Raw genomic sequence first — 23,083 nt, 5'->3', positions numbered from 1 at the left:
AGATTTATTCTTCAGATCGCCTAAGATCTGTTTGATCAGATAAGATGGATATGCATGAACAGTTAATCAACCCCACCGTAGAAAAGTTTAAAAACGGGTTCAAATCAGAGCCTGAACATATTTTCCTTTCTCCCGGCAGAATAAATATTATCGGTGAGCATGTGGATTACAATGATGGATTTGTGCTTCCCGCTGCCATTGACAAATATATCTGTTTTGCTGTCCGCAGGTTACCACAAACCAATTTCTGCAGAATCATAGCCAAAGATCTGGGAGAAGAATATACATTTGATGTTACAAAGAAGGTAAAGCCGGTTCAGCAGATGTGGATGAACTATATTCTGGGCGTTTTCAGTCAGCTGCAGCAACAGGGAAATCAGTTTTGCGGTATGGAAATTGTTTTCAGCAGCACCATTCCGATGGGTTCCGGGCTTTCTTCCTCAGCGGCTCTTGAATGTGGTTTTGCTTATATCCTCAATGAACTTTTTGATCTTCATCTTACCAAAAAAGAAATCGCAGTGATCGGGCAAAAATCAGAGCATACTTTTGCAGGAGTTCAGTGCGGAATTATGGATCAGTTTGCTTCCGTTTTCGGAAAGAAAGATAAGGTAATTATGCTCGACTGTAACTCCCTGGAACATCATTATTTTGATGCAGACCTTAAAGGATACAGCCTGTTGCTTTTTGACAGCTGTGTGAAGCATACCCATTTGACATCCGGTTATAATGAGAGGCGCAAAGATGTAGAAAATGGTAAAGAAATCTTATGGAAGAAATTCCCTGGAGTAGAGAAATTCAGGGATTTTACCACGACTATGCTTGACAGTGTAAAAGAAGAAATGGGAAGTGTTTCACACAAAAGATGTCTCTACTTACTGAAAGAAATTAAGAGGGTAGAAATGGCAGCAAAAGCTATTTCAGAAGGAAATATTGAATATCTGGGAAAGCTTCTCACAGAAACCCATGACGGCCTTTCAGCGGAATACGAAGTCAGTTGTAAGGAGCTTGATTTTTTAGTGGAACATACATTACAGCAGGAAGGTGTGCTGGGAGCAAGAATGATGGGGGGCGGTTTCGGAGGCTGCAGCATCAACCTGATTCAGGAAGATAAAGTGGAAGAAGTAATTCGTGCTATCAGTGAAAAATATCTTGAACATTTTAATATTCAGATGAAAGTTTACCAGGTTAAAATTTCAGACGGGATAAAAGAATACACCAATGAATACATTATTTGACCCTAAAAAACATCCCCACAGAAGATACAATCCTCTTTTGGATGAATGGATACTGGTTTCTCCACAGCGGGCAAACCGTCCATGGCAAGGACAAAGAGAGGAAACAAGAGAGGATAACCGTCCTGTATACGACCCGGAATGCTATCTCTGTTCAGGAAATATTCGTGCGAACGGAGACCGCAATCCTGAGTACCAGGGAGCCTATGTCTTTAATAATGACTTTGGGGCATTACTGAATGAAGAAGTTGAGTTTTCTGAAAAAAAGTCCGGTTTTTTTACCCTTCTTCCGGAACGCGGGATCAACAGGGTCGTTTGTTTTTCTGAAAATCACAGCCTTACCTTGCCGGAAATGCCTGTGGAACACATCAGAAATGTGGTGGATGTATGGCAGGAGCAGTTCAATCAGCTGGCCGCTCTGGACCATATCAATTATGTTCAGATTTTTGAAAATAAAGGAAGCGTCATGGGCTGCAGCAACCCTCATCCTCACGGCCAGATATGGGCACAGTCGTCCATTCCGGCAATGGTTCAGAAAACCCAGGATCAGCTGAAATCATATTTTGAAAAAAATAAAAGAACATTATTGGAAGATTATCTTGAGCAGGAAATCACGGCTGGTGAGCGCATCGTCACAGAAAATAAACACTTTGCAGTATTGGTGCCGTTTTGGGCGTCGTGGCCTTATGAAACAATGGTTATCAGTAAACAGAAAAGAGAAAATATTGCAGCATTTTCCGAAGAAGAAAAAGAATCTTTTGCAGCTGTGCTCAAGGATCTGACCACAATATATGACAATCTTTTTGAAACCTCATTTCCTTATTCTGCGGGAATTCATCAATCTCCTACAGATGGAAAAGAGCATCCGGAATGGCATTTTCATATGCACTTTTATCCGCCGTTGCTCAGAAGTGCGGAAGTGAAAAAATTTATGGTAGGTTATGAAATGCTGGCTGAGCCTCAGCGCGATATGACTCCAGAGCAAAGTGCGGCAATATTAAGAAACCTTCCTACCATTCATTACAAGAAAAAATAATAAATCAATATCTTTGAAAAAGAATATGGAACAGATTAAATTAATTGTTACGGACATGGACGGGACGTTTCTCAACTCCAGCCATGAAATGAGCCCTGAATTTTCAGAAGTTTATAAAGAACTGAAAAAAAGAAATATTCTGTTTGTACCCGCAAGTGGAAGACAGATGCCGGGCATTACGCATTATTTCGGAGAAATAGAAAGTGAGATCGGTTTTATTGCTGAAAACGGAGGCTATGTTATCTATAAAGACCAGGAGCTTTTCGCCGATACCCTTGAATACAAATATATTGTTGACATTATTAAAGCGGTCCGTGAAATACCCGGTGCCAAAGCCGTATTGTCAGCTAAAAAGATGGCATATTACGAAACCGAAGATCAGCAGTTTGTAGATTTCTTCTCAAAATATTACACCGAAAACATGAAGAAGGATGACCTGACGGAAAAAATTGATGATACCGCCTTTAAAATAGCAGTTTATCATCCGGAAGGTTCTGAAAAACACCTGTACCCGGCTCTTAAAAAATTTGAAGAATTCGGTCTGGAAGTAGTGGTTTCCGGAGCACATTGGCTGGATGTCATGAATAAGGATATCAATAAAGGAAACGCGCTGAAAATCCTTCAGAAATCGCTGGGCATTTCTCCTGAAAATACAATGGCTTTCGGGGATTATATGAACGATATAGAAATGCTGAAGAATGCCAGATATTCTTACGCCATGCAGAATGCCCATCCGAACGTAAAAGAGGTGGCTAATTTTGAAGCATGTACCAATGACAACTTTGGTGTTCTTAAAACCATTAAGGATTATCTTCATCTGAACTGATTCATCCTGTAAAAACTATAACCCAAAATAAACATGAACAAATCAACCGGAAGAAAACCTGCTAAGACCTGTTATGAGCATATCGGCGGAAAATTAGGGCAGCTTCTTTTAGAACAGTTCGTTGAGAAAGGCTGGATTGCCAAAGGAAATCCTGCAGACCGTCACTATTACATTACAGAAAAAGGACAGGAAGAATTTACAAAACTGGGCCTTGATCTGTCACAAATAAAGGAAGAATAAGATCAACAGAAAAGAAAAATGGTAAAACCGGAAAAAATTACTGGGAATAATTATTTTTCCTTATTAAGGTGTCATCATCTGAAAAACAATTATCCTTATAAAATGAACATGAGGACATTGGGTCAGTTATAATCATAATAAAGACAGCACATATTTGAAAAGATATTCTAATCATTCGTAAAATATTTTGTAAAACAATAGATTTGAAAAAATTAAAAAACATACTAAACTTACAGGATGATGGATTTAAGAAGATAATGTCTTATTATGACCCGAAAGAATATAATAAGAAGAATTTCAATGACTTTTATATTCATGGGCTTTCAGATGATACTTATGAAATAAAAATGCCATTACCACCGCACCGTCAAAGTACTCATTCTATTATTTTAGTAACAAAAGGTTATCTAATAGCAGGCTCAGGTTTTGATCATTATACCGTTGAACAAAAAGGATTGATTGCTATCCCGGCAGGACAAATAACAAGCCTCATGTTTATGTCTGGTGATATAGAAGGCTTTTATCTGCATTTTTCTGTTAAATATTTATCTCAAACGGCTATTGACTTTTTAGATTGGTTGATAAAGCCTTACATCAGATTTGAAGATACAGAAATAAAACACTTGCTGGTTCTGCTTAGACGAATGCAAGAATTAAATAGGAGTGATGCGGATGAAAGCATTTTAAAGTCTTATTTAACAACATTTCTTTTAGAAATGAAACAGTCTAATGACTTTCGGACAAGGGTAAATTTTACGGCCAGCGAAATGATCACTTCAGAATTTAAAAAATTACTTAATTATTATGTTACCAAGCATAATTCTGTTAGATTTTACGCAGAAAAATTAAATGTAACAACAAACCACCTTAACAAATCAGTGAAATCCACACTGGCAAAACCTGCATCAGCATTGATTAATGAAATGCTGGTTTTAGAAGCCAAAGTTTTAATGCAGAAAAGCCATATGTCAATTAACGAAATTGCTGCGGAAATTGGTTTTGAAGACATTTCATATTTTGGACGTTTTTTCAAGAAACACACCGGATCAACTCCAACGGATTATCGAAAATTGATTGATTTGTCCGAGTAGTTTCCTTTTCTGTCCTTTCTTTAAAAGTTTGAGCCAAGTAATTTTGCATCAAATTAATTACAGAAAATGAAACCTAAACTATTGACAACTATTTCTCAAGTTCAAGATACTTTAAACATAGAATCTGTTCATATTGAAAGAGCTCCGGTTCCTATTGAAGCATTTGACGGTAATAAGAGAGCTTATTTTCAGATGATTAGCAGACAATTTTCACAAACATCCAGATTTGGCCTCTTCAATGTAATGTTTTTTAGCGGAAACTACAAAGAAAGGGATCAGTCTGCAGATTTATATTGTCAGGCAATGCTCACTGCTCAGGTTTGGAAAGGAATCTCTTTAGCCGCTATTGTACCAAGAGACCCCACTCAAACCAATAATTTTGAAACATTTGCTTCTTTTGGATACAAGTCGAGATTGTCAGAAAATTGGGGGATTTATACAAGAGTTCAAGGGCTTTTTAATTATAATATGAAATCAGATTTTCACGGAATCAGCAATATTTATTTAAGGATGGGTTTATCGTAATTTTGATTTTATGGTCCGGACTATAGTGATAATAAAAACTTGGTGTATTTGTAAGAACTGATATAATTTAATAAATAAAAAAATGAAACTATCTAAATTTCAATCTATTATTGTATTTACAATTCTTGTATCCATTGCAATGTCGGCAATTATGACCTTTGGGCTTTTACTGACAAGAATGAGCTGGCAACAAGGCTTCTTTAAAATTTGGTTTTTTGATTATTTTCTGGTAGAATTGTGGTTGTCCATTCCTACAGGTTTCATAGTAGTTCCTCTATTGAAAAAATTGGTAGACAGAATTACTATAGAATAGTGACGATTGTTATCAATTAAAAATGGTGCCAACTGTTGTTCGTTGACACCATTTTAGCTTTTTGTAAACAAAATCAGTTTATCTTTAAACTCTTCTATCTCGTTCAGCCAAATGATACAGGAATTGCGTACTTCATTTATCAAATAATTTTTTTAAGCTGGATTATTCTTTTAAAATCTTAACAAATCACCCTACAATAGACAATTGTAGGGTGATTATATTTTTGAATAGATAATTATTAGAATATCGTAATAATTTGTTGAGCTGGTGAAACCAAAGTATTGGTTGATGCGGTTCTGCCTGATGGAGTGGGTCCTGAATTGTATGTAGGAGTACCAGGCTGTACACAGCCTCTTCCTAAATCAATTGATTCCCCATTTGCAAATTCTATTATAATACTCTGCCAGTTAATAATAGATGTTAAAGCACTTGGTAAGGATGCCCCGGCATTCACGTTATATATTGCATCAGGAATACCTATATAGTGGGACATCGCATCCCATTGATTTATGGCTGGAGTTTTTGTTGCGCTGGTATTCAAAAGATCATAAGTAACAGTGGTACCCGGCAGCATTGGCCCTGCGGTCTCTCCGGAAACAATCGGATGACAGTCCTGTGGCCAGGTGGTTGGGTCTGTGACTTTAAATTTCATTTTAGTAACAGTAGCAGGACTGAAATTATAAATTACCAATGGGTATTGCTGGGCTTTAATAGCTACAGCTAAAAGAACTAAAAATAGTGGAAGAATTTTTCTCATATTTTCTGTGATGTATTGTTGTTTTATTTATTTGAAATGGCAATAAAGGCTTGTGAAATAATTGCATCATCATCTAAACCATTCATTTTATCTGTAGTCATTCCTGTTGACAACAAAACTACTTTAGCCGGCTCCAATAAGATTTTTTTTCTTGAAGGACTAAACCCCTGGTTTCCTGAATTGTTTTGAATTTCTTCTTTAATAAGCGTTGGATTGTTTGCTTCAGCTAATGCTTTTTTGAAGTTATCAATTGCTTGATTTTTAGAAATAGTTGATTTGTTAATACTTTCTTCTGATGCGCCTTTCATCAGGTGATTTTCTTCAGAACCTTCTAATGAACATGAAATCATTGATAGGGAAGATAAAAGAGACAAAAAAAATACTTTTCTCATATTTTATAAATTTAATTTGGTAACGCTCAAAAATAGTAAAAAAATAATACACTACGTATTGAAATAGTATTTTTTTAATATTTTTTTATTTATTGGTTTAATTATTTAAGTTCGATGAAAGTTGAGTGTTTACATTTTTTACAAATAAATCAGCATTTTTCCCCGGGCATACGCTGAAGAAAGTGAGTGCAGGCCCCACAATAAAATCATAAAAGCTTTATTGAAATTGATTAAAAAGATCTTCCTATCAATAAAAAATAACGCGCAACTTTATCAAAGTTGCTCGTTTTTATTTAAAAAACACTTGAGGAAAATATATTGAGTATTCACCGGATAAACCCTCGTAGTTTTTTAATTTAGTTTTTAAGCCTCTCAACTGCGAAACCGGAAGTTCGGTGGCTTCAGTATTTAGAACTGAATATTATCCATGGGCCTTCTCAGAAATGTCTTTCCATTCTTCAAAGCCAGCCAAACGCTGCTCATAAGTATTCTTGACCGCTGGATAAGCAATCTTTCCAAGTAATAGTCGCAATGGTGGATTAGGCGAATCAACCAGCTTCTCTATTGCTGTCACTGTGGCTTCCGGATTTCCGTAAATATCTGGTGTTGCACTTTTCAGAAAAGCCTCCTTCACTGGATTATATATTTCCATCGGCTCGGTTTGAAAAGCTGATGCTCCTGACCAGTCTGTGGCATAACCATTGGGCTCAACCAAAGAAATATTGATTCCCAAGTGTTTCACTTCACTTGCCAGCGTTTCGCTAAATCCTTCCACGGCAAATTTGGAGGCATTGTATAATCCTAATATGGGTAAGGTAACCAATCCCAGAAAGCTGGAAACCTGTATAATATGACCGCTTTGCTGAGCTCTCATGATAGGGAGTACTGCTTGAGTCATCCACAGTGTTCCAAAAAAGTTGGTTTCCATCTGATCACGCGCTTCCTTTTCAGAAGTTTCTTCAATGGCACCGAACAGCCCATATCCGGCATTATTAATCAGTACATCGATCTTTCCAAACTGTGTATAGGCTTTTTCCACAGCGTCAAAACAAGCGTTACGACTGTTCACATCAAGTTGAAGGGGGAATATATTCTCCCCGTATTTTTCAACAAGATCATATAAGGTTTCTTTGTTACGTGCTGTAGCAATAACTTTATCGCCACGTTTTAAAAATGCTTCTGCCCAAAGTCTCCCAAATCCGCGGGATGCTCCGGTAATAAAAATGGTTTTTGACATAATTTCTATATTAAAATATTATTACATTTATGACCTTTCGGTCATTTTTTTGTTAAAAAAATTAAGGCAATTGTGCCTCAATCATTTTTTTTAGATTTTTATTGATTATACTCATTTTATCGATTTTCTTAGTTGTATTACTTATAAAAATACCTCCTTCCAGCATGGCAAACATTATTGTAGCAAATTCTTCATGATCCCAATCGGCTTTAAAAACTCCCTTTTCAATACCTTCTGTAATAATTTCGCTGATTAGCTGCTGACTTTTGTTCACCAGATTCGCTACTTTCTTAAGTATTATTTCGTTTTGGTCATCAGCTTCCATTCCAAAGTTCAACATGGGACAGCCTCCTGCTACCGGGGGATCTAAAGGGTTCTTAAATGCATCTATATAGGCAAATAACTTATCCTTCGGATCTTGAAATTTATTTATTGAAGCTCCTATTTTCTTTTGTAACTGATTCATATTATAATCCACAGCAGCCTCTACGAGTACGTCTTTATTGTCAAAATGAACATACAGACTGCCTTTAGAGAGCTTTGTAACATCCATAATATCGCTCATTGCTGTTGCTGCAATTCCTTTTGTATTGAAAAGTGGAGCTGATTTTTCAATGATCATCTGCCTTGTACGTTCACCTTTATTCATCATATAGATTTTTGACGTAACAAATATAAATGACCTTTCGGTCATTTGCAAGATTTAAGACAATTTTTTTTGATAATTTTTAAATATCGTCCCTTGAGTATGAAATTTCTGTACTTTAAAATGTCGGATAAAAGTATTAGACTTTACTACTGTAAGCTACTAATAAAGCTGACCGCTTGCTTTATTAAGTCATTATAATGATCTTCTTTATTGATTTGATGGCGTCCAATGGTATCATATATTAGTTTTACTTTTGAATCTTCAATACCACAATACTCCGCTAAACCTACATTAAAGTAATAGTCCATATATTTATCATAATCACGTTTTTGAATACTGGCCTCTTTGCTACCTACTAATCCAATCCAGCGAATTGCTTTTACTGGCAGTCGATGGATATTTCGATTACCATAAAATACACCGTAATTCCAAACTCTGTCTATATATCCTTTAAGTATTGCCGGTAGAGAATACCACCATATTGGAAATATAAAAATGAGATAATCTTTATCTGAAAGTTCTTTTGCCAATGCTTCGGATTCAGCATTATATTGCTTATTTGTATTATACCAGTCAGGCTCATCATCGGTTTGTAATACTGGATTAAATCCTGAAGAATACGCTTCCCATTCTGTTACATTAAAATTTTTGTTTCTAGCTTCTTTTTTTACGGCTTCTACGATTTTTGCCGTCAATGAGTCTTTTCTTGGGTGTGCCCAAATTATGTGCATTTTTTTCATTGAAATAAATTTGTACAGCAAAATTACAGTAAAGGCATGTCTGATAATTTGTAATATTGTGCTCTTTTTTAGTATATTCAGGATAAAATTGTTATAGTTTAGGGTTTATTAATACAGATTTTACCTTGCTAATTTGTATTTTTACGCTTTTTATGTATAAATAAAACACGATTATATGTATAGCCCTTATGAGATTAACTATGAAAAAGTAAATGAATGTCCATTGGACGGGCAGGTTCAGCATTATTTCGAAATTGTTTATATTATATCAGGTAACGGACAGCAGAAGATAAATGGACATCGTGTGCCTTACACTAGTGGTGATTTATTACTTCTGACTCCAAATGATGTTTGTAGTTTTGAAGTAGAGGAGATCACAGAGTTCTTACGTGTTGCTTTTCACAGAAATTATATAGAAAACAATGCGTTAGCTATGGAAAATAGTTTAAAATTGGAACATTTGTTACAAACAGCTACCACTACAAAAGGATGTGTTCTGTACAATCGTTCAGATAAATATTTAGTGAAATCTTTAGTAGATGGAATTGTCCGGGAGTGCATTAATAAAAGTTTATACAGTAAAAGTCTTATTGAGCAACTTATGAATTCCTTAATTCTATTGGTGGCCAGGAATATTGCTTTAGAAATGCCAGAAGAATTATGTGAAACTTCTGAAGACAAAATTTTAAACATTCTACAATATATTCATACCAATATCTATGATCCTAAAAAGATTAAAATAGAAAAAATAGGAGAGGCCTTTGGTTTATCCACCACGTACGTTAGCCGCTATTTCAAAAAACATACTAAACAAACTCTACAGAATTATATTGCTTATTATAGGCTCAATTTAATTGAAAATAAACTTCTTTACACTAATCTAAGAATTGGGGAGATCGCATTTGAATTAGGATTTACCGATGAAAGTCACATTAATCGTTTTTTCAAGAAATACAAAGATGTAACACCTTCACAGTTTAAGAAAGATTATATTTATTAAAGTAACCAGTTGATTATTGGTAATATAAAATAAATATGCGCAAATTGTCCTAAATTTGCGCATATTGTCGTTTGTGACCTCGACAGGATTCAAACCTGTAACCTTCTGAGCCGTAATCAGATGCGCTATTCAGTTGCGCCACGAGGCCGTTTGTTATCTTGTTGTTTAACGGTTGCAAATATACCACTTTTTTCCGTTCTTTGAAACATGAAACAGAAAATTTTACTTTTATTCACGGTATTTTCGCTAATTGCTTGTAAAAGAGAACAAAAAATTTCGTCCTCAGATTGGACAAATATCTCAAATCGTACCCAATACAAGGAGCAGGACGGAAATCTGGAGCTGAAATCGGGAAATTTCTCCTACAATTTCAAAAAAAATCAGACTCCATTCAAAAAAATTATCCTTCTTAACGCCAGTATGGCCGGATATATTTCCGAACTTGGAGCCGAAGATCTGATCATAGGAGTTTCAAGTCCGGAGTATATTTATTCAGAAAAGATTCAGAACCTGGTAAAGGAAGGGAAAATTCAAAATGTAGGAAGTGAGCAGAAATATGATGTGGAGAAAATTATTTCCATGAAGCCGGATGCCGTTTTTACCAATTATATTGCAAGTTTCGACAATGCCTATCAGCTATTGAAAAACAATGGAATTCAGGTGGTGTTTCTGGATGAATATATGGAACAGCAGCCATTACAGAAAACAGCGTATATCAAGCTTTTTGGAGAATTTTTCGGAAAAGAAAAAGAAGCGGAAGCCAAATACCTGGAAGTAGAGAAAAACTACAATGAGCTGAAGCAGCTTGCCTTAAAAGCAAAAGAAAGTCCCGTTGTGCTGGCCAATGAAATGTATGGAGATGTATGGTATCTGCCGGGAGGAAATACTTCCGTGGCACATTATATTGCGGATGCCAATGCTAATTATATCATGAAGGACAACAGAGAAGAAAAAGCAATGACGATGAGCTTTGAGGAAGTATATGCAAAAGCCGGCGGCGTTCAGTACTGGGTAAACGCAGGAAGCCATACCTCTAAAAAAGAAATGCTGGGCATGAATCCTTTTTACGGAAAACTTGACGTATTCAATAAAGGTAAAATCTATACCATTGCCGGAAAAGAGAAAATGAAAGCCAACGATTTCTTTGAAAGTGGAGTAGTGAGAGCCGATCTGATCCTTAAAGACTATATTAAAATCTTCCATCCCGAACTTTTACCGGATTATCAGCTTACCTACATGAAAGAATTGCAGTAACTCGGACTATTTGCTTATTTTTGCCTTTCCTTTTAATAACGTTATGTGGAAAAAAATTAAACAGTTTATCTTTATCGTTCTTGTGCTGAATGTAGTTTTCATTATCTGGGGCAGATTCTTTAATCCGCCAATCACCATTACCCAGATAGGAGGTCTTTTTGAATACGGAAAACTGCACAGGGACTATATTTCTTATGATGAAATGGGAAATAATGTAAAAAAGGCTGTAATAGCATCTGAAGATCAGAAATTCTTTGATCACAACGGCTTCGATTATACAGCGATCGAAAAAGCGATGAAGTACAACGAAAAAGGAAAGAAAATAAGAGGCGGAAGCACCATTTCACAGCAGACTGCCAAAAACGTCTTTCTCTGGCAGGGCAGAAGCTGGATCAGAAAAGGGCTGGAAGCAGTGTACACTTTTATAATTGAAAAAGTATGGAGTAAGGATATTATCCTTGAAAGATACCTGAATTCCATTGAAATGGGGCAGGGAGTATTTGGAGTAGAGGCGGCAGCACAATATTATTTCGGGAAATCATCTAAAGACTTAAGTGCTTCAGATGCAGCCTGGATTGCAGCCGTACTGCCCAATCCGAAGAAGTATGATCCGAAGAATCCGTCTCCCTATCTGAGAAAGAAACACAATTGGATCATGAGACAGATGAGGAATGTAAGTTTGAAATAGTATCTTTGTACTAATGAAATTCTTTAATTCAAGCACAAATTTTGAGTCAGTTCTTAAAAAATATTTTTCTTTTAAGAACGAAACCCTTTCTTTAGAACCGTTTGCCGAGTTTTTGGAGAGCGTAAAAAGGGCGGACTTTACAGATGTGCTCAATTTCCTCAGAAGCAATCCCGCTTTTGCTGAAAATTTTAAGCATTATATTCACAATATTTTCAGAGGAAGACCTTTCAATCTCTCGCTGACTGAAGCCAATATCCTCTCTGAGAATGCCTTCTTTCCGGAACTCAAAAAAAGAATCCTGAATAAGGTACTGCCGCCCGTAGAAAACGAAAAAACGGTGTGGTATATGATTGACAACGTCAGTCTGAGGCCTAAAACAGATTTGAAACATTTACAGAACCTTCCTGAAAATGAAGTTGATGAATTCCTGACTTTGCTGGGTGCTTCAGATTTTATCATTAAGCCTAATGTAAAAAAAGAACTGATCTTCTCCATGAATATCCTTTCCTGGAGGGTAACGGGAATGGCAATGGAAGTTGAGGTGGTGAGAATGGCTCCTCAGTATAGGAACCTGTCCAATCCTTTTCTCGCTCTTCAGAATGAGCTTGAAGCTTTGGCGGATGACCTTGTCAAAGATCCGGGATTACAGCTGCATTCGAAGGACAGCCGTTATAAGCAGATCAAAATCTATGCGGAACAGTGTCTTGAATTTGTGAATATTGCTTTCAAGAACTCCGCCAAATATGGTATTTCAGGAAAGATCAACCAATCATTGCTGAAGATCCGCCAGCAGACGGAAAGAATCTATGAGATCGTTCAGCTGTTGATCATTGATTCCGAGGAAGATGTACTGATCAAATCCAAACAGCTGATCTTTAACATCCTGAATTACAAATCTCATAAAAATAATATTGCAGACCTGATCAACGACAGTACAAGGCTGCTCTCACACCTTATTACGAACCATACGGCAGAAGCAGGAGCCCATTATATCACTTCTACCCGCAAAGAATATATGACCATGTTCTACAAAGCAAGCGGAGGAGGAATTATCGTAGGAGCACTCTGCGTTCTGAAAATGCTGTACGGATATATTCCCGGAAGTGATTTCTCCCATGCATTCTTATATTCAATGAACTATGCGATGGGATTTGTGATGATCTACCTGATGGGATTCACCCTTGCTACCAAGCAGCCGGCTATGACTGCCGCTACCATGACCAAAGTACTTTCTGAGGAAGGAAACGGCAAGAGAAACAATACCGAATTTGCACATCTCGTATCAAAATTATTCCGGAGCCAGTTTATTGCCTTTGTAGGGAATGTACTGCTGGCATTTCCGGTAGCATTGGCCATTATCTACGGGCTGGACGTGTTTTTCTCCCAAAACTTAGCGGTTGACAGATCAGATAAATTGCTTAAAGACCTTGATCCTTTCAAGTCTAAAGCGATTCTGCATGCCTGTATTGCCGGTTTCTATCTCTTTATTTCAGGAATCATTTCAGGAAATATCGGAAACAACTCCGTATTTTATCAGATTCCCGAAAGGATTGCTAAGAACCTTTCCATCAGAAGCTTTTTCGGAAAGAAATTTGCGAAAGGACTTTCAAAATATTATGCTAAAAACTGGCCGGGAATCGTTTCCAATTTCTGGTTCGGGGTTTTCCTTGGAGCTACAGCGCCTGTGGGGTTATTCTTTGGCCTTGACCTTGATATCAGACACATTACCTTTGCCGCCGGAAACTTTGCATTAGGTTTGTACGGGAAAGATTTTTCAGTAGATTCCTATACCTTCTGGATTTCCTTTATTACGGTTTTCCTGATAGGTTTCTTCAACTTTCTGATAAGTTTCAGCTTGTCCATGTTCCTGGCATTCAGATCAAGAAAAATGAACTTCGGACAGGTAAGCGAGATCTATAAGGAAATCTTCAGGTATTTTATGAAACATCCTCTGAAGTTCTTCTTTCCGCTACGTTCAGGGCTGGATAAAAAAGCAGATGACCTGATGAGCAACACGATTTCCAATAAATCAGAAGAACATAAATAAAAATAAGAAAGCTACCATTTTTGGTAGCTTTTTTCTATGAAATAAGTATTGATTACACGCAATAAGGAAGTTCCGGGCATTCTGCTGGCAATTGCTCCCAAAAGCCACATCCTGTCATATCTATACAGCTTACGGCACAACACACCATTTGCCCTCCTGCACCTTGAACTTTTTTTAATGATTCTCTTGATAATTTCTTCGACTTAAGTACTTTTTTCATGGTAAATATGATTTAATTTATGTACCTTAAATATATCACTTAATTTCGAACTAAACCCAATTATTTTAAAAATAAATTTCCTGTAACCTTGATGAATAAAGGAAACTTTACAAAATTTGAAGATCATGGAACTGATCCGCCCCGAATTTGTCCTGGAACTTCTTCAGATAGAAACCTTTACGCATTTTGAAATCATGCTTCAGTAATGGAGAATCAATTTTAATGATGATACATCCGTTCTCAAGATTCACACTGCGGATCTCTTTAAAAAGGCTCTCATCAAGATAATCTTCAAGAAAATCCTTGATCTCAAATGCCACAAGTTTATCCTCAAAACCATAAATCCTGGCAAAAGACTTTACCAGTTCAGACGATTGATATTCACGTTTTTTCTTCTTCATACTATTTTCTCTCTATAAATTGAGTGCTTACTCCTTTGCTTTTAAAAAACTTTTCCAACTCCGGATAAAGGTATTCACAGGTTTCTAAAGGTTCCAGCATTTTTCTTGGAGAAGATTCTATCGCGGAACATTCAAAACAAATTTCAAAATAAGCGAAAATATGATCATTTTCATCATAGAGAAGGATGGCATTTCTTGGAAAAAAACATCCTCTGGTAGATACAAACCCTATATTATATTTTTCACAGGTATTATAGATAACATCCGTAAGCTCAGAAATCTCTGATAAAGTTAATGTTCTGGATTCCTGAATTCCTGTAAAATCTGAATGATCAACAGCTTCTCTCAATTCAAAATCTTTATTTTTTTTAATACTGTCGTAATATCTTGTAAGCCTGATAGAATCCTCCTTTGTTTTGGGAGGTGGCGGAGGAGGAGTGTAAGACATTGCGGCACTTTTCTTTAAATTCAGATTATAAGAAACAATTTTTACCCGGGCCGCCTTACTGAATGGAAATTTATCTATTCTTTTATGAAGAGGGACGGGCTTGAAATTCTTGTTGAGAGAACCTATCTGATAATTATGATATTCTGCCAGCAGATCTGCAGGTTTTTTCTTTTTCTTCTGGCTGAAAGAAAAAGCGAAGCAGAATGAAAGCAGGATAAGGAATATTTTTTGTATCATATCTCAAAGATTATACTTTCTTCATTGATTTTCTTAACTACACTTTCTGTACGTTCTCTATGCGTATCCGTAATAAAGATCTGCCCAAAGCTTTCCTTATTGACCAATTCGATCAGCTGTGAAACCCTTGTATCATCAAGTTTATCAAATATATCGTCAAGAAGCAGAATGGGAGTCTTTTTTGTCAGTTCCTTTACCAGGCTCATCTGTGCCAGTTTTAAGGAAATGAGAAACGATTTCTGCTGCCCCTGGGAACCGATTTTCTTGATCAGGACATGATCCATTTCAAAAAGAAGGTCATCTTTATGGATTCCTTTGGAGGTATACGTCAGCATACGGTCTCTTTCAAGGCTTTCTTTTAAAAGCTGTTCAAAGGAATCTTCAAGCAGGTGGGATTCATAGAGTACAGATACGGATTCTTTTCCCCCTGAAATGATCTGGTAAAAATTCTGAACGATAGGATTCAGCTGTTGTACAAAATCTTTTCTTTTAGTAAAGATCTTGGTTCCGAAACGGATGATAGGGTCATCATAGATCTCCAGTGAATCTTTGTCCCAGGTTCTGTTTTTGGCAAAATATTTCAGTAAGGCATTCCTTTGCTGAATCGTTTTCTGATACTGGATGAGGTCAAAAAGGTACTCAGAATCGGTCTGGGAGATCATGGCATCCAGAAACTTACGCCTGCTTTCCCCTGAATCTGAAATCAGATTGGAATCATAGGGCGAGATCATAACGCTTGGCAGATATCCGATATGGTCGGCAAGCCTGTCATAGCTTTTGTCATTCTTTTTGATCACCTTTTTGGCTTCTCTCGGCTGGGTAACTCTGATGATGTCGTCACTGTCTTCATTCCTGATCTCAGCATCGATGGTGAAAAAATCTTCCTCACTCTTGATATTGTTGAGGTCGGTATTTCCCAAAAAGCTTTTACCTACGGATAAATAATGCAGCGCATCCAGAATATTGGTTTTTCCCACTCCATTATTCCCTACAAAACAGTTGATCTGCGGGGAAAATTCAAATTTCTTTTCTGAATGGTTCTTGAAATTGTAAACGGAAAGCTTCTTGATAATCATTTGTCAAAAATACTCCATTATTAGTAAAAATAAAAAAGGAAGTGCCGAACAAGTTTCTACCCCGAATGAAAAATAAGCGTCATCTCTTTTGTTCTCAGAGAAATAAATAAAAAGATAGGTAGTGATGCAGGCCATAAAAAAAGCGGTGGCATACTGTATCTGAAGATAAAAGACACTGATGATGCTACTGATGAAAACCAGTGTATAGGCAATATACTTTGTATTCTGAACGCCGATCAGCATGGGGAAAGTCTTTACCGTATCACTTTTCATATCCCGGATATCAAACGGGAGAACGAGTGCTGTGATAAAGAAAAAACTGATCAGAAAAATAGGAACGCTGAACTCAGGAAGGGTAAGCCAGCAATTGACCAATGCCCAGACCAGACCTACGTAAAAAACCTTCAGCAAAGGGATTTTCCGGATGTAGACCTCAAGAAAAAAGCTGTTGTAGAGCAATCCGAGTACTACGATAATGAACCATTTCAGAAGCCGTATTTCATTATGATTGTGAATAATCAGGAAGGCACAGATCATTCCGGCTATGGCATTCAAAACAACAATTTTTAAAAAATACTTTGTATACTGATATTTTGTGTAGAGATAACCGCTGAAATAGGTGATAAAGATCAGAAGCACAGTAGGAAAACGGAATGTGTTTTGCTCCTTCATAAAAAATACTGCAAAAAGAGTTCCCATTAAAGAGACATACAATTGGCTGTCTATAATGTATTTTTTGAGTATTTTTAAAACATTCATTTATCAAAATTAATACCTATGAAAATCATCTCCAAATCTGTTCTTCTCTTTTTTGCTTTTTTGTGCATTATTTCCCATGCACAGGCGTTTTATGAAGAGCAGTGGAAGAAAATTGCAGAGAGTTATCAGAACGGGACTTTCAAATCCAATCTGCCGCTTATTCTTGAAATTCAGAATAAAGCTGTAGCTGAAGGCAATACTACGGAAATTATCAGATCCCTGAAGGCTGAGTTTGCAGTGTACAAAGACACTCAGGATGACCCGAAAAATGATTATGCCTCCGTCTTCTTTTCCAAGATCAGCAATATGAATAAAAGGCTGAAAAATGACGACCTGCTTTTCTTTAAAGTACTGGAGGTGGAGTTTTTTGAGAACTATTATGACCTTAAAAAATGGGACATCGAAAGCCGCATGAATCTTGCTGAAGGTGACCTCTCAGAAATAGAGGAATGGACAAAGCTCGATTTTAAAAATTTCTACCTGAAGAGGTTTGCAGAGCTCACCACATCTGAAGATAAGCTCAGAAAAATCAGCATGGAGAAATACAAAGATGCTTTCGAAAATGAAAGGGACTTTCAGTTTTTCCCCACACTCTATGACTGGAAGGTTAAAAAAAATATTGATTTTCTGAATAACAGTTATATTTTCACCAAAGATGAATTAAAGGAAAACCAGACCGCTATTTTGGCTTTGTATCAGAACCTGATTGATTTCAATACCGGTAATTCAAAACTATACTTCCAGCACCAGAAACTGATCTATGAGAATACGGCCAAAAAAGATGAAAAATTTCTGGAGAAACAGATCGCACTGGTGAATTCTTCTATAAAAGGAGATTACAAGATTCTCATCGTAAGAGATATCGTTCAGGAGCTCAGGAGACAATCAAAATTTATCCAGGCTGTAGAGCTGATTGATAAGATGAAAAAAGAATATCCCGGTTCAAAGTTTCTTACCAACATCACCCAGCAGGAAAAACAGATCAAAGCCACTTCGGTTTCCCTTTTCTTTGAAACCCATAACGAGCCTGGAAAACCTATTCAGATAGTCGCTGATCACAAGAATGCAGACCATTTTGTTCTTAAGATATATAAGATCAATGATGTAATAAAACAATTGAAATATCTGAATTATTTTGGTTATGGTCAGCAATATTTCAGCAATGAAGAATACAGTAAAATAGATAAAACCCTGGTAAGAACAGATACCTTCACGCTTCCCAACAAAAAAGATTATTTTGAATACAGCACAGCACTTGAGGTAGAAGAACTTCCGAAAGGGATGTATCTTGGGGAATATATCAACGGAGAAGAAGTTTCAAAATTTATGTTTATCGTCACTTCTTCCAGTGTGGTTTATAACGAAAATAAAGACTATATTCTGGTGGATAGGGAAACCGGGAAATTAAAGCCCAATACGAAACTTTTTAAATATGATTTCAGAGATTATTCAGACATAGATGAAACAGAACTGATGATTGCCACAGATAATCTGGCCAGATTTACTTCAGAAAAAATAGGGTATCATACCTATCGTTACCTGTACTATGATCCGGCAGCCAATGATTATAATATTGTAATAAGCCCTTATTTTGCAAGATCTTATGACTATTATTACCCGCATACCCAGTTTTTCCTGGACAGGCAGATCTTCAGACCCGGACAGACTGTTTATTTTAAAGGTATATCTACCTATCCGGATAAAGAGAAAAAAAAGGAAATACTTATCATAAACAATGAGCAGACGGTAACTTTGTATGATGCCAACAGCCAGGTGATCAGTTCCCGGAAGTTCACTACCAATGCATTCGGAGCTTATAACGGAAGCTTTGTTTTACCAAAAGACAAGTTGAATGGTCACTTCAGGATTGAAGTCTCCGGCTACTATGGAGCAAATAGTGTACTTGGCAGTAAGTATTTCTCTGTAGAAGAATATAAACGTCCTAAATTTGAGATCACTTTCGATACCATCAGGAAAGATTATAAATATGGTGAGACCATTGAACTGAAAGGAAAGGTGGCTACTTTCTCAGGAATTCCGCTGAGTAATACCAATGTTAATTATGAGATTAAAAGAGAAAACATACGCCAAAGATATTTCTGGTGGTATCCGTATGATTATAGTAATGAAAATTCGATCCTTGGAAAAGCTGAAACCAATGAAAAAGGAGAATTTGTAATTAAGATCGATCTTAAAAAAGATGAAAATAAAGAGGGAATACAGGTCCACAACTATAAAATAAAAACTTCGGCTACAGACATCAATGGCGAAACCCAGGCAGCCGAAACCGATGTGAAGGTGGCTTCAGTTTCTCATTATTTAAAATCAGATGAAATAAAAGAGACTTTTGCGGAGGATGAATTGAAAATTAAAGTCACAGCCTTCAACTACAATGATATTTCCGTAAATAAAAATTACAAAGTAAAACTTGTACAGCTTAAGGAGGCCGGCCGGGTCCTGAGAAATAATTTTGAACAGAAGGTGCAGAACCTTCCTGTAATGTCCAGGAATGAATTCCTGAAAAAATTCCCACATGACCGTTATGATCAGTCTGAAACCCTTAAAAACAGGGAGATTCTTAAAACCATAATAGAGGATACAAAGGAAGGTAAAGAACTGAATCTGGGAAAACTTGATCCCGGAAATTACAGACTTCTGGTATACAATGTTGAAGGAAAAGACACCATAAAAGTGGAGCAGGAATTTAATGTGTGGAGTAAAAAAAGACTCGGGAAAAATCAGTACCCGTTTTTAAAAGTAGTAGGCCCGAAAGGAGAAGTCGTGAGAGGTTCTCAGGCCGTTGTGTATGCATATTCTGCCATTCCCGATGCCTTTGTGAATATCTATTTACAGGATGGGCAGGGAAAAAAGACAATGGAAAGAAAGAAATTTACAAACGGAGTCCTGGCCTATACCTTTCCTGTATCAGGGGAAAAGAACATCACAAAATATAATGTTCAGTTTGTACTGGCTTCTTATAATGATGTGCAGAATCAGTATGCCCACATGATTGTCAGAAATGAAAAAGATCCTTTGAAGATTGAACTGACGACTTTCAGAGATAAAGTGGAACCGGGCTCGAAAGAAAAATGGAGCGTCAGGATCTCAGGAAGAAATAAAGAAAAAGTAGTGGCTGAGGTGCTGGCCAATATGTATGATAAATCGTTAGATAAATTCGTTCCCAATACTTATAGCTTTGAAAAAACTATCATACCGGTAAATGTGATTGAAGATTACAATATCAGAAACCTGACGCAGACATTGCAATATGATCAGAAGGTAAAATATGAAGAAACTAAAGGGGTTTATATTCCGAAGTTCGACTGGTTTGACAAAAATGTATTTTATCAGCTGATGTTAAAATATGGACTGACTGTAGATACAGACGGTGATGGAATAGATGATATGCGTGATGCATGTCCTACCGTTCCGGGACTTGAGTCTTACGAAGGCTGTCCAAGACCTTTGAATAGAGTTGCAGCTGAAGTAAGCAGTGAAAGAAGCGAAAGAGGACGTTTTGACAATGATGGAATAAAAGATAAAGAAGATAAAAAAGAAGCGGCGCCGGAAAAACAGAAAGAAGATCTGAAAGAAGTGAAAGCCCGTCAGAACCTTAATGAAACAGCATTTTTCTACCCGGATCTGAAAACCGATGCCCATGGAAACATAAGCTTTGAATTTACAACCCCGGAAGCCCTTACAAAATGGAAACTGATGTTCCTGGCCCATACTGCAGATTTAAGAACGGCAGTGCTGGAGAAAGATATCATCACCCAGAAAAAGCTTTCCGTAAACCCGAATTATCCGAGATTCCTGAGAGAAGGGGATGAGCTGAACTTCCAGACCAAGATATCCAACCTTACAGATAAGGCAATGTCCGGTGCGGCTTCCCTGCAGATCCTTAATGCTGAAACCAATGAGGATATTTCCCAGCAGTTCGGAATTAGCTCAGCCGTGCAGAATTTTGACGTCAAAGATACCGGAAACTCCGTGGTCAGCTGGAAGATCAAAACGCCGTTCAGTAAAGCCTCGTCCATCATCATCAAAGTAGTGGCAAAAGCCGGGGAATATTCTGACGGGGAACAGATTCCGGTAGCGGTATTATCAAACAGGATGATGCTCACTGATGCTGTTCCTATCTTTGTGAAAGAAGGACAGACCAAAACATTTACCCTTCAGAACCTTAAAAATAATACTTCAGAAACCGTAGAAAATATCAGCAATACCTTAGAATTAAAAACCAATCCGGTCTGGGAAATCCTTTTTGCTCTTCCGGATCTGAGCACGCACCTCAATATAACTTCTGATGCTATATTCAATACATGGTTTGCAGATGTCGTGGGAACTGAGATCTTTAAAGCCAATCCAAGAATGAAAGCTGTGTTTGATGAATATAAAAGTGCAGACCTCCTGAAAAGCAACCTTGAGAAAAACCAGGAACTGAAGCAGGTATTGCTGGAAGAGACCCCTTGGGTACTGAATGCAAAATCTGAGACTGAAATAATGAACAGGATTTCAAGGCTTTTTGAAGTCAATGCAATGAAGGCATCCATCAACAGTGACTGGAAGGTTCTTTTACAGTATCAGAACGGGGACGGAGGTTTCCCATGGCTGCCGGGATTCAGAAGCTCCTATGTTTCCTCATTATACATCCTCAGAAACCTTGGGAAAATGAATGACTGGCTGAAAGGAGGAATAGCTGAATACCAGTCCGGGCAAAACAATATGGTATCTGCCCTGATCCAGTATATAGACAATGAACTCAATACCCACTGGAAAGAAAATGAAGATACTCCGTGGAGCAACTTTGCACTGGATTACCTGGATGCACGACGCTATTGGGAAAAAGAATATCCATTGAAGGGAACCGGAGCCAATCTGAAAAAAGCAATTATTACCCGTGCAGATAAATTTAAAATTACAGATTTTACCTTCTTCGGACTTCACAGGGCAGCGCTTATTTATAACAGTTACGGACTGAAAGCCCCATCTGAAAAACTGATCAGATATCTTAAAGAAACTTCCGTATCTTCAGAAACGCAGGGCGCTTACTGGAAACAGAACCTTAATGACTGGGGCTGGTATGAATCCAAGGCCGTCAATCATGCAGGAGCTATAGAAGCAATCAATAAAGTGACGCCGGAAGATGTTAATTTTATTGAAGAATCAAAAGTATGGCTGGCTACCCAGAAAGAAACCAATTCATGGGGGAATTCCAGAACAACGGCTGAAATTATTTATATCTTCATGAATTCAGGAAAATCATGGACAACTCCTGAAGCAGATAAAGCTACGATCATCTGGGGCGGTCAGGGAGTGGCTCCGCAGACAAAAACAACAGGCTATCTGAAGCAGGCGGTCTACTCTGATAAGGTCAACAAAAAGCTGGGTGAGGTTACCGTAACAAAACCCGGCCCGGGAATTGCACAAGGTGGATTGTTCTGGCAATATTACGAGAACCTTGAAAATGTAAAACCTACAGAAACCTATCTTTCCATGACAAGAGAATATTATAAAAAGATAAAAACCACCAATGGTGAGGAGCTGGTTAAAATTACAGAGAACAGCCCGCTCACCGTAGGAGATCAGATTACCGTAAGGATGATCCTTAATACAGACCGTCCGATGCAGTATGTGCATCTGAAAGATATGAGAGCAGCCGGGCTGGAGCCTGTAGATGTGCTTTCCGGCTATCAGTATAAAAATAATCTGGGGTATTACCAGGCAACCAAAGATGCTTCTACCAACTTTTATATTTACTACATGCCGAAAGGAAAATATGTATTTGAATATGATCTGGTATGCAACGCTTCAGGAATATTCTCCAGTGGTTTCGCCACCCTGCAGAATTATTATGCACCTCAGATGAATGCAAGAACGAAAGGAGATCAATTAGAAATTAAAAAATAAACAGA

The 23,083-nt window shown here is 37.3% G+C and carries 22 protein-coding genes and 1 tRNA gene; 12 read left to right on the top strand and 11 right to left on the bottom strand.

All coding sequences use genetic code 11. The features are described from left to right. Positions 1–50: 50 nt before the first annotated feature. From galK to BBI00_RS08845, 7 genes are all read left to right on the top strand, one after another. Positions 51–1,235, top strand: coding sequence for a galactokinase (gene galK, locus BBI00_RS08875; protein WP_065399683.1), 1,185 nt, complete (start codon positions 51–53; stop codon positions 1,233–1,235). Next, the gene (locus tag BBI00_RS08870; protein ID WP_065398421.1) at positions 1,219–2,268 is read left to right on the top strand and encodes a UDP-glucose--hexose-1-phosphate uridylyltransferase; all 1,050 of its coding nucleotides are present in this window, start codon (positions 1,219–1,221) and stop codon (positions 2,266–2,268) included. Before galK ends, BBI00_RS08870 begins: the two co-directional genes overlap by 17 nt. Positions 2,269–2,293: 25 nt before the next feature. Then, positions 2,294–3,094, top strand: a complete 801-nt coding sequence (locus tag BBI00_RS08865) for a Cof-type HAD-IIB family hydrolase (protein ID WP_065398420.1) — start codon at positions 2,294–2,296, stop codon at positions 3,092–3,094. A gap of 33 nt (positions 3,095–3,127) precedes the next feature. Then, the gene (locus BBI00_RS08860) at positions 3,128–3,334 is read left to right on the top strand and encodes an ArsR family transcriptional regulator (RefSeq protein ID WP_065398419.1); all 207 of its coding nucleotides are present in this window, start codon (positions 3,128–3,130) and stop codon (positions 3,332–3,334) included. Positions 3,335–3,537: 203 nt separating this feature from the next. Then, the gene (locus tag BBI00_RS08855; protein WP_065398418.1) at positions 3,538–4,425 is read left to right on the top strand and encodes a helix-turn-helix domain-containing protein; all 888 of its coding nucleotides are present in this window, start codon (positions 3,538–3,540) and stop codon (positions 4,423–4,425) included. A gap of 66 nt (positions 4,426–4,491) precedes the next feature. Further along, a complete protein-coding gene (locus BBI00_RS08850; protein WP_065398417.1) occupies positions 4,492–4,950 on the top strand; it encodes a hypothetical protein in 459 nt (152 codons plus the stop codon). Positions 4,951–5,032: 82 nt separating this feature from the next. After that, positions 5,033–5,263 carry a DUF2798 domain-containing protein gene (locus BBI00_RS08845; protein ID WP_065398416.1) on the top strand — a complete coding sequence of 77 codons (231 nt, stop codon included), beginning with the start codon at positions 5,033–5,035 and terminating at the stop codon, positions 5,261–5,263. Positions 5,264–5,501: 238 nt separating this feature from the next. Here BBI00_RS08845 and BBI00_RS08840 read toward each other — a convergent pair whose 3' ends face one another. The 5 genes from BBI00_RS08840 to BBI00_RS08820 all read right to left on the bottom strand — a co-directional run bounded on the left by BBI00_RS08840 (position 5,502) and on the right by BBI00_RS08820 (position 9,038). Continuing rightward, positions 5,502–6,020, bottom strand: coding sequence for a hypothetical protein (locus BBI00_RS08840; RefSeq protein WP_065398415.1), 519 nt, complete (start codon positions 6,018–6,020; stop codon positions 5,502–5,504). A 23-nt stretch (positions 6,021–6,043) separates the two neighbouring features. Further along, complete coding sequence (locus tag BBI00_RS08835; protein ID WP_123902245.1) at positions 6,044–6,412, bottom strand: hypothetical protein; 369 nt, start codon at positions 6,410–6,412, stop codon at positions 6,044–6,046. Positions 6,413–6,833: 421 nt separating this feature from the next. Next, entirely contained in the window at positions 6,834–7,649 is an 816-nt protein-coding gene (locus tag BBI00_RS08830; RefSeq protein ID WP_065398413.1) for an SDR family NAD(P)-dependent oxidoreductase, read from the bottom strand. Positions 7,650–7,710: 61 nt separating this feature from the next. Beyond that, positions 7,711–8,301 (bottom strand): TetR/AcrR family transcriptional regulator, encoded by a 591-nt coding sequence (locus tag BBI00_RS08825; protein ID WP_228394742.1) that lies wholly within the window; start codon positions 8,299–8,301, stop codon positions 7,711–7,713. Between the two features lie 143 nt (positions 8,302–8,444). After that, a complete protein-coding gene (locus BBI00_RS08820) occupies positions 8,445–9,038 on the bottom strand; it encodes an NAD(P)H oxidoreductase (RefSeq protein WP_065398412.1) in 594 nt (197 codons plus the stop codon). A 175-nt stretch (positions 9,039–9,213) separates the two neighbouring features. Between BBI00_RS08820 and BBI00_RS08815 the strand changes: the two genes are divergently transcribed. After that, positions 9,214–10,038, top strand: a complete 825-nt coding sequence (locus BBI00_RS08815; protein WP_083988463.1) for an AraC family transcriptional regulator — start codon at positions 9,214–9,216, stop codon at positions 10,036–10,038. A 74-nt stretch (positions 10,039–10,112) separates the two neighbouring features. Here the strand turns inward: BBI00_RS08815 and BBI00_RS08810 are convergent. After that, positions 10,113–10,186: transfer RNA gene (locus tag BBI00_RS08810), tRNA-Arg, on the bottom strand. 59 nt (positions 10,187–10,245) lie between these two features. Between BBI00_RS08810 and BBI00_RS08805 the strand changes: the two genes are divergently transcribed. From BBI00_RS08805 to BBI00_RS08795, 3 genes are read left to right on the top strand one after another with little or no spacing between them, the layout of a single operon-like run. Continuing rightward, a complete protein-coding gene (locus tag BBI00_RS08805) occupies positions 10,246–11,292 on the top strand; it encodes an ABC transporter substrate-binding protein (RefSeq protein ID WP_065398410.1) in 1,047 nt (348 codons plus the stop codon). Between the two features lie 43 nt (positions 11,293–11,335). Next, positions 11,336–11,980, top strand: coding sequence for a monofunctional biosynthetic peptidoglycan transglycosylase (gene mtgA, locus BBI00_RS08800; RefSeq protein WP_065398409.1), 645 nt, complete (start codon positions 11,336–11,338; stop codon positions 11,978–11,980). Between the two features lie 13 nt (positions 11,981–11,993). Continuing rightward, complete coding sequence (locus BBI00_RS08795) at positions 11,994–14,027, top strand: recombinase (RefSeq protein ID WP_065398408.1); 2,034 nt, start codon at positions 11,994–11,996, stop codon at positions 14,025–14,027. A gap of 52 nt (positions 14,028–14,079) precedes the next feature. Here the strand turns inward: BBI00_RS08795 and BBI00_RS23285 are convergent, their stop codons facing one another. From BBI00_RS23285 to BBI00_RS08775, 5 genes are all read right to left on the bottom strand, one after another. After that, positions 14,080–14,247, bottom strand: a complete 168-nt coding sequence (locus BBI00_RS23285; protein ID WP_165602505.1) for a hypothetical protein — start codon at positions 14,245–14,247, stop codon at positions 14,080–14,082. Positions 14,248–14,354: 107 nt separating this feature from the next. After that, positions 14,355–14,648 (bottom strand): hypothetical protein, encoded by a 294-nt coding sequence (locus BBI00_RS08790; protein WP_065398407.1) that lies wholly within the window; start codon positions 14,646–14,648, stop codon positions 14,355–14,357. A 1-nt stretch (position 14,649) separates the two neighbouring features. Continuing rightward, positions 14,650–15,333 (bottom strand): hypothetical protein, encoded by a 684-nt coding sequence (locus tag BBI00_RS08785; protein WP_065398406.1) that lies wholly within the window; start codon positions 15,331–15,333, stop codon positions 14,650–14,652. Beyond that, the gene (recF, locus tag BBI00_RS08780) at positions 15,330–16,409 is read right to left on the bottom strand and encodes a DNA replication/repair protein RecF (RefSeq protein ID WP_065398405.1); all 1,080 of its coding nucleotides are present in this window, start codon (positions 16,407–16,409) and stop codon (positions 15,330–15,332) included. The genes BBI00_RS08785 and recF overlap by 4 nt, the downstream gene beginning before the upstream one ends. Before the next feature lie 3 nt (positions 16,410–16,412). Beyond that, positions 16,413–17,168, bottom strand: coding sequence for a UbiA prenyltransferase family protein (locus BBI00_RS08775; RefSeq protein WP_065398404.1), 756 nt, complete (start codon positions 17,166–17,168; stop codon positions 16,413–16,415). A gap of 18 nt (positions 17,169–17,186) precedes the next feature. Here BBI00_RS08775 and BBI00_RS08770 point away from each other — a divergent pair, with 18 nt between their 5' ends. Continuing rightward, complete coding sequence (locus tag BBI00_RS08770; RefSeq protein ID WP_065398403.1) at positions 17,187–23,078, top strand: alpha-2-macroglobulin family protein; 5,892 nt, start codon at positions 17,187–17,189, stop codon at positions 23,076–23,078. Positions 23,079–23,083: the final 5 nt, after the last annotated feature.

It is taken from the genome of Chryseobacterium arthrosphaerae (assembly GCF_001684965.1).
In the GTDB taxonomy this organism is placed as follows: Bacteria; Bacteroidota; Bacteroidia; order Flavobacteriales; family Weeksellaceae; genus Chryseobacterium; species Chryseobacterium arthrosphaerae.
This window is presented reverse-complemented; position numbering and strand designations above follow the sequence as displayed.

Excerpts from the sequence above, each read along its gene's own strand:
- galK (WP_065399683.1), top strand. The coding sequence starts at position 51 with ATGCATGAACAGTTAATCAACCCCACCGTAGAAAAGTTTAAAAACGGG.
- BBI00_RS08870 (WP_065398421.1), top strand. The coding sequence starts at position 1,219 with ATGAATACATTATTTGACCCTAAAAAACATCCCCACAGAAGATACAAT.
- BBI00_RS08865 (WP_065398420.1), top strand. The coding sequence starts at position 2,294 with ATGGAACAGATTAAATTAATTGTTACGGACATGGACGGGACGTTTCTC.
- BBI00_RS08860 (WP_065398419.1), top strand. The coding sequence starts at position 3,128 with ATGAACAAATCAACCGGAAGAAAACCTGCTAAGACCTGTTATGAGCAT.
- BBI00_RS08850 (WP_065398417.1), top strand. The coding sequence starts at position 4,492 with ATGAAACCTAAACTATTGACAACTATTTCTCAAGTTCAAGATACTTTA.
- BBI00_RS08845 (WP_065398416.1), top strand. The coding sequence starts at position 5,033 with ATGAAACTATCTAAATTTCAATCTATTATTGTATTTACAATTCTTGTA.
- BBI00_RS08840 (WP_065398415.1), bottom strand. The coding sequence starts at position 6,020 with ATGAGAAAAATTCTTCCACTATTTTTAGTTCTTTTAGCTGTAGCTATT.
- BBI00_RS08835 (WP_123902245.1), bottom strand. The coding sequence starts at position 6,412 with ATGAGAAAAGTATTTTTTTTGTCTCTTTTATCTTCCCTATCAATGATT.
- BBI00_RS08830 (WP_065398413.1), bottom strand. The coding sequence starts at position 7,649 with ATGTCAAAAACCATTTTTATTACCGGAGCATCCCGCGGATTTGGGAGA.
- BBI00_RS08825 (WP_228394742.1), bottom strand. The coding sequence starts at position 8,301 with ATGATGAATAAAGGTGAACGTACAAGGCAGATGATCATTGAAAAATCA.
- BBI00_RS08820 (WP_065398412.1), bottom strand. The coding sequence starts at position 9,038 with ATGAAAAAAATGCACATAATTTGGGCACACCCAAGAAAAGACTCATTG.
- BBI00_RS08815 (WP_083988463.1), top strand. The coding sequence starts at position 9,214 with ATGTATAGCCCTTATGAGATTAACTATGAAAAAGTAAATGAATGTCCA.
- BBI00_RS08805 (WP_065398410.1), top strand. The coding sequence starts at position 10,246 with ATGAAACAGAAAATTTTACTTTTATTCACGGTATTTTCGCTAATTGCT.
- mtgA (WP_065398409.1), top strand. The coding sequence starts at position 11,336 with ATGTGGAAAAAAATTAAACAGTTTATCTTTATCGTTCTTGTGCTGAAT.
- BBI00_RS08795 (WP_065398408.1), top strand. The coding sequence starts at position 11,994 with ATGAAATTCTTTAATTCAAGCACAAATTTTGAGTCAGTTCTTAAAAAA.
- BBI00_RS23285 (WP_165602505.1), bottom strand. The coding sequence starts at position 14,247 with ATGAAAAAAGTACTTAAGTCGAAGAAATTATCAAGAGAATCATTAAAA.
- BBI00_RS08790 (WP_065398407.1), bottom strand. The coding sequence starts at position 14,648 with ATGAAGAAGAAAAAACGTGAATATCAATCGTCTGAACTGGTAAAGTCT.
- BBI00_RS08785 (WP_065398406.1), bottom strand. The coding sequence starts at position 15,333 with ATGATACAAAAAATATTCCTTATCCTGCTTTCATTCTGCTTCGCTTTT.
- recF (WP_065398405.1), bottom strand. The coding sequence starts at position 16,409 with ATGATTATCAAGAAGCTTTCCGTTTACAATTTCAAGAACCATTCAGAA.
- BBI00_RS08775 (WP_065398404.1), bottom strand. The coding sequence starts at position 17,168 with ATGAATGTTTTAAAAATACTCAAAAAATACATTATAGACAGCCAATTG.
- BBI00_RS08770 (WP_065398403.1), top strand. The coding sequence starts at position 17,187 with ATGAAAATCATCTCCAAATCTGTTCTTCTCTTTTTTGCTTTTTTGTGC.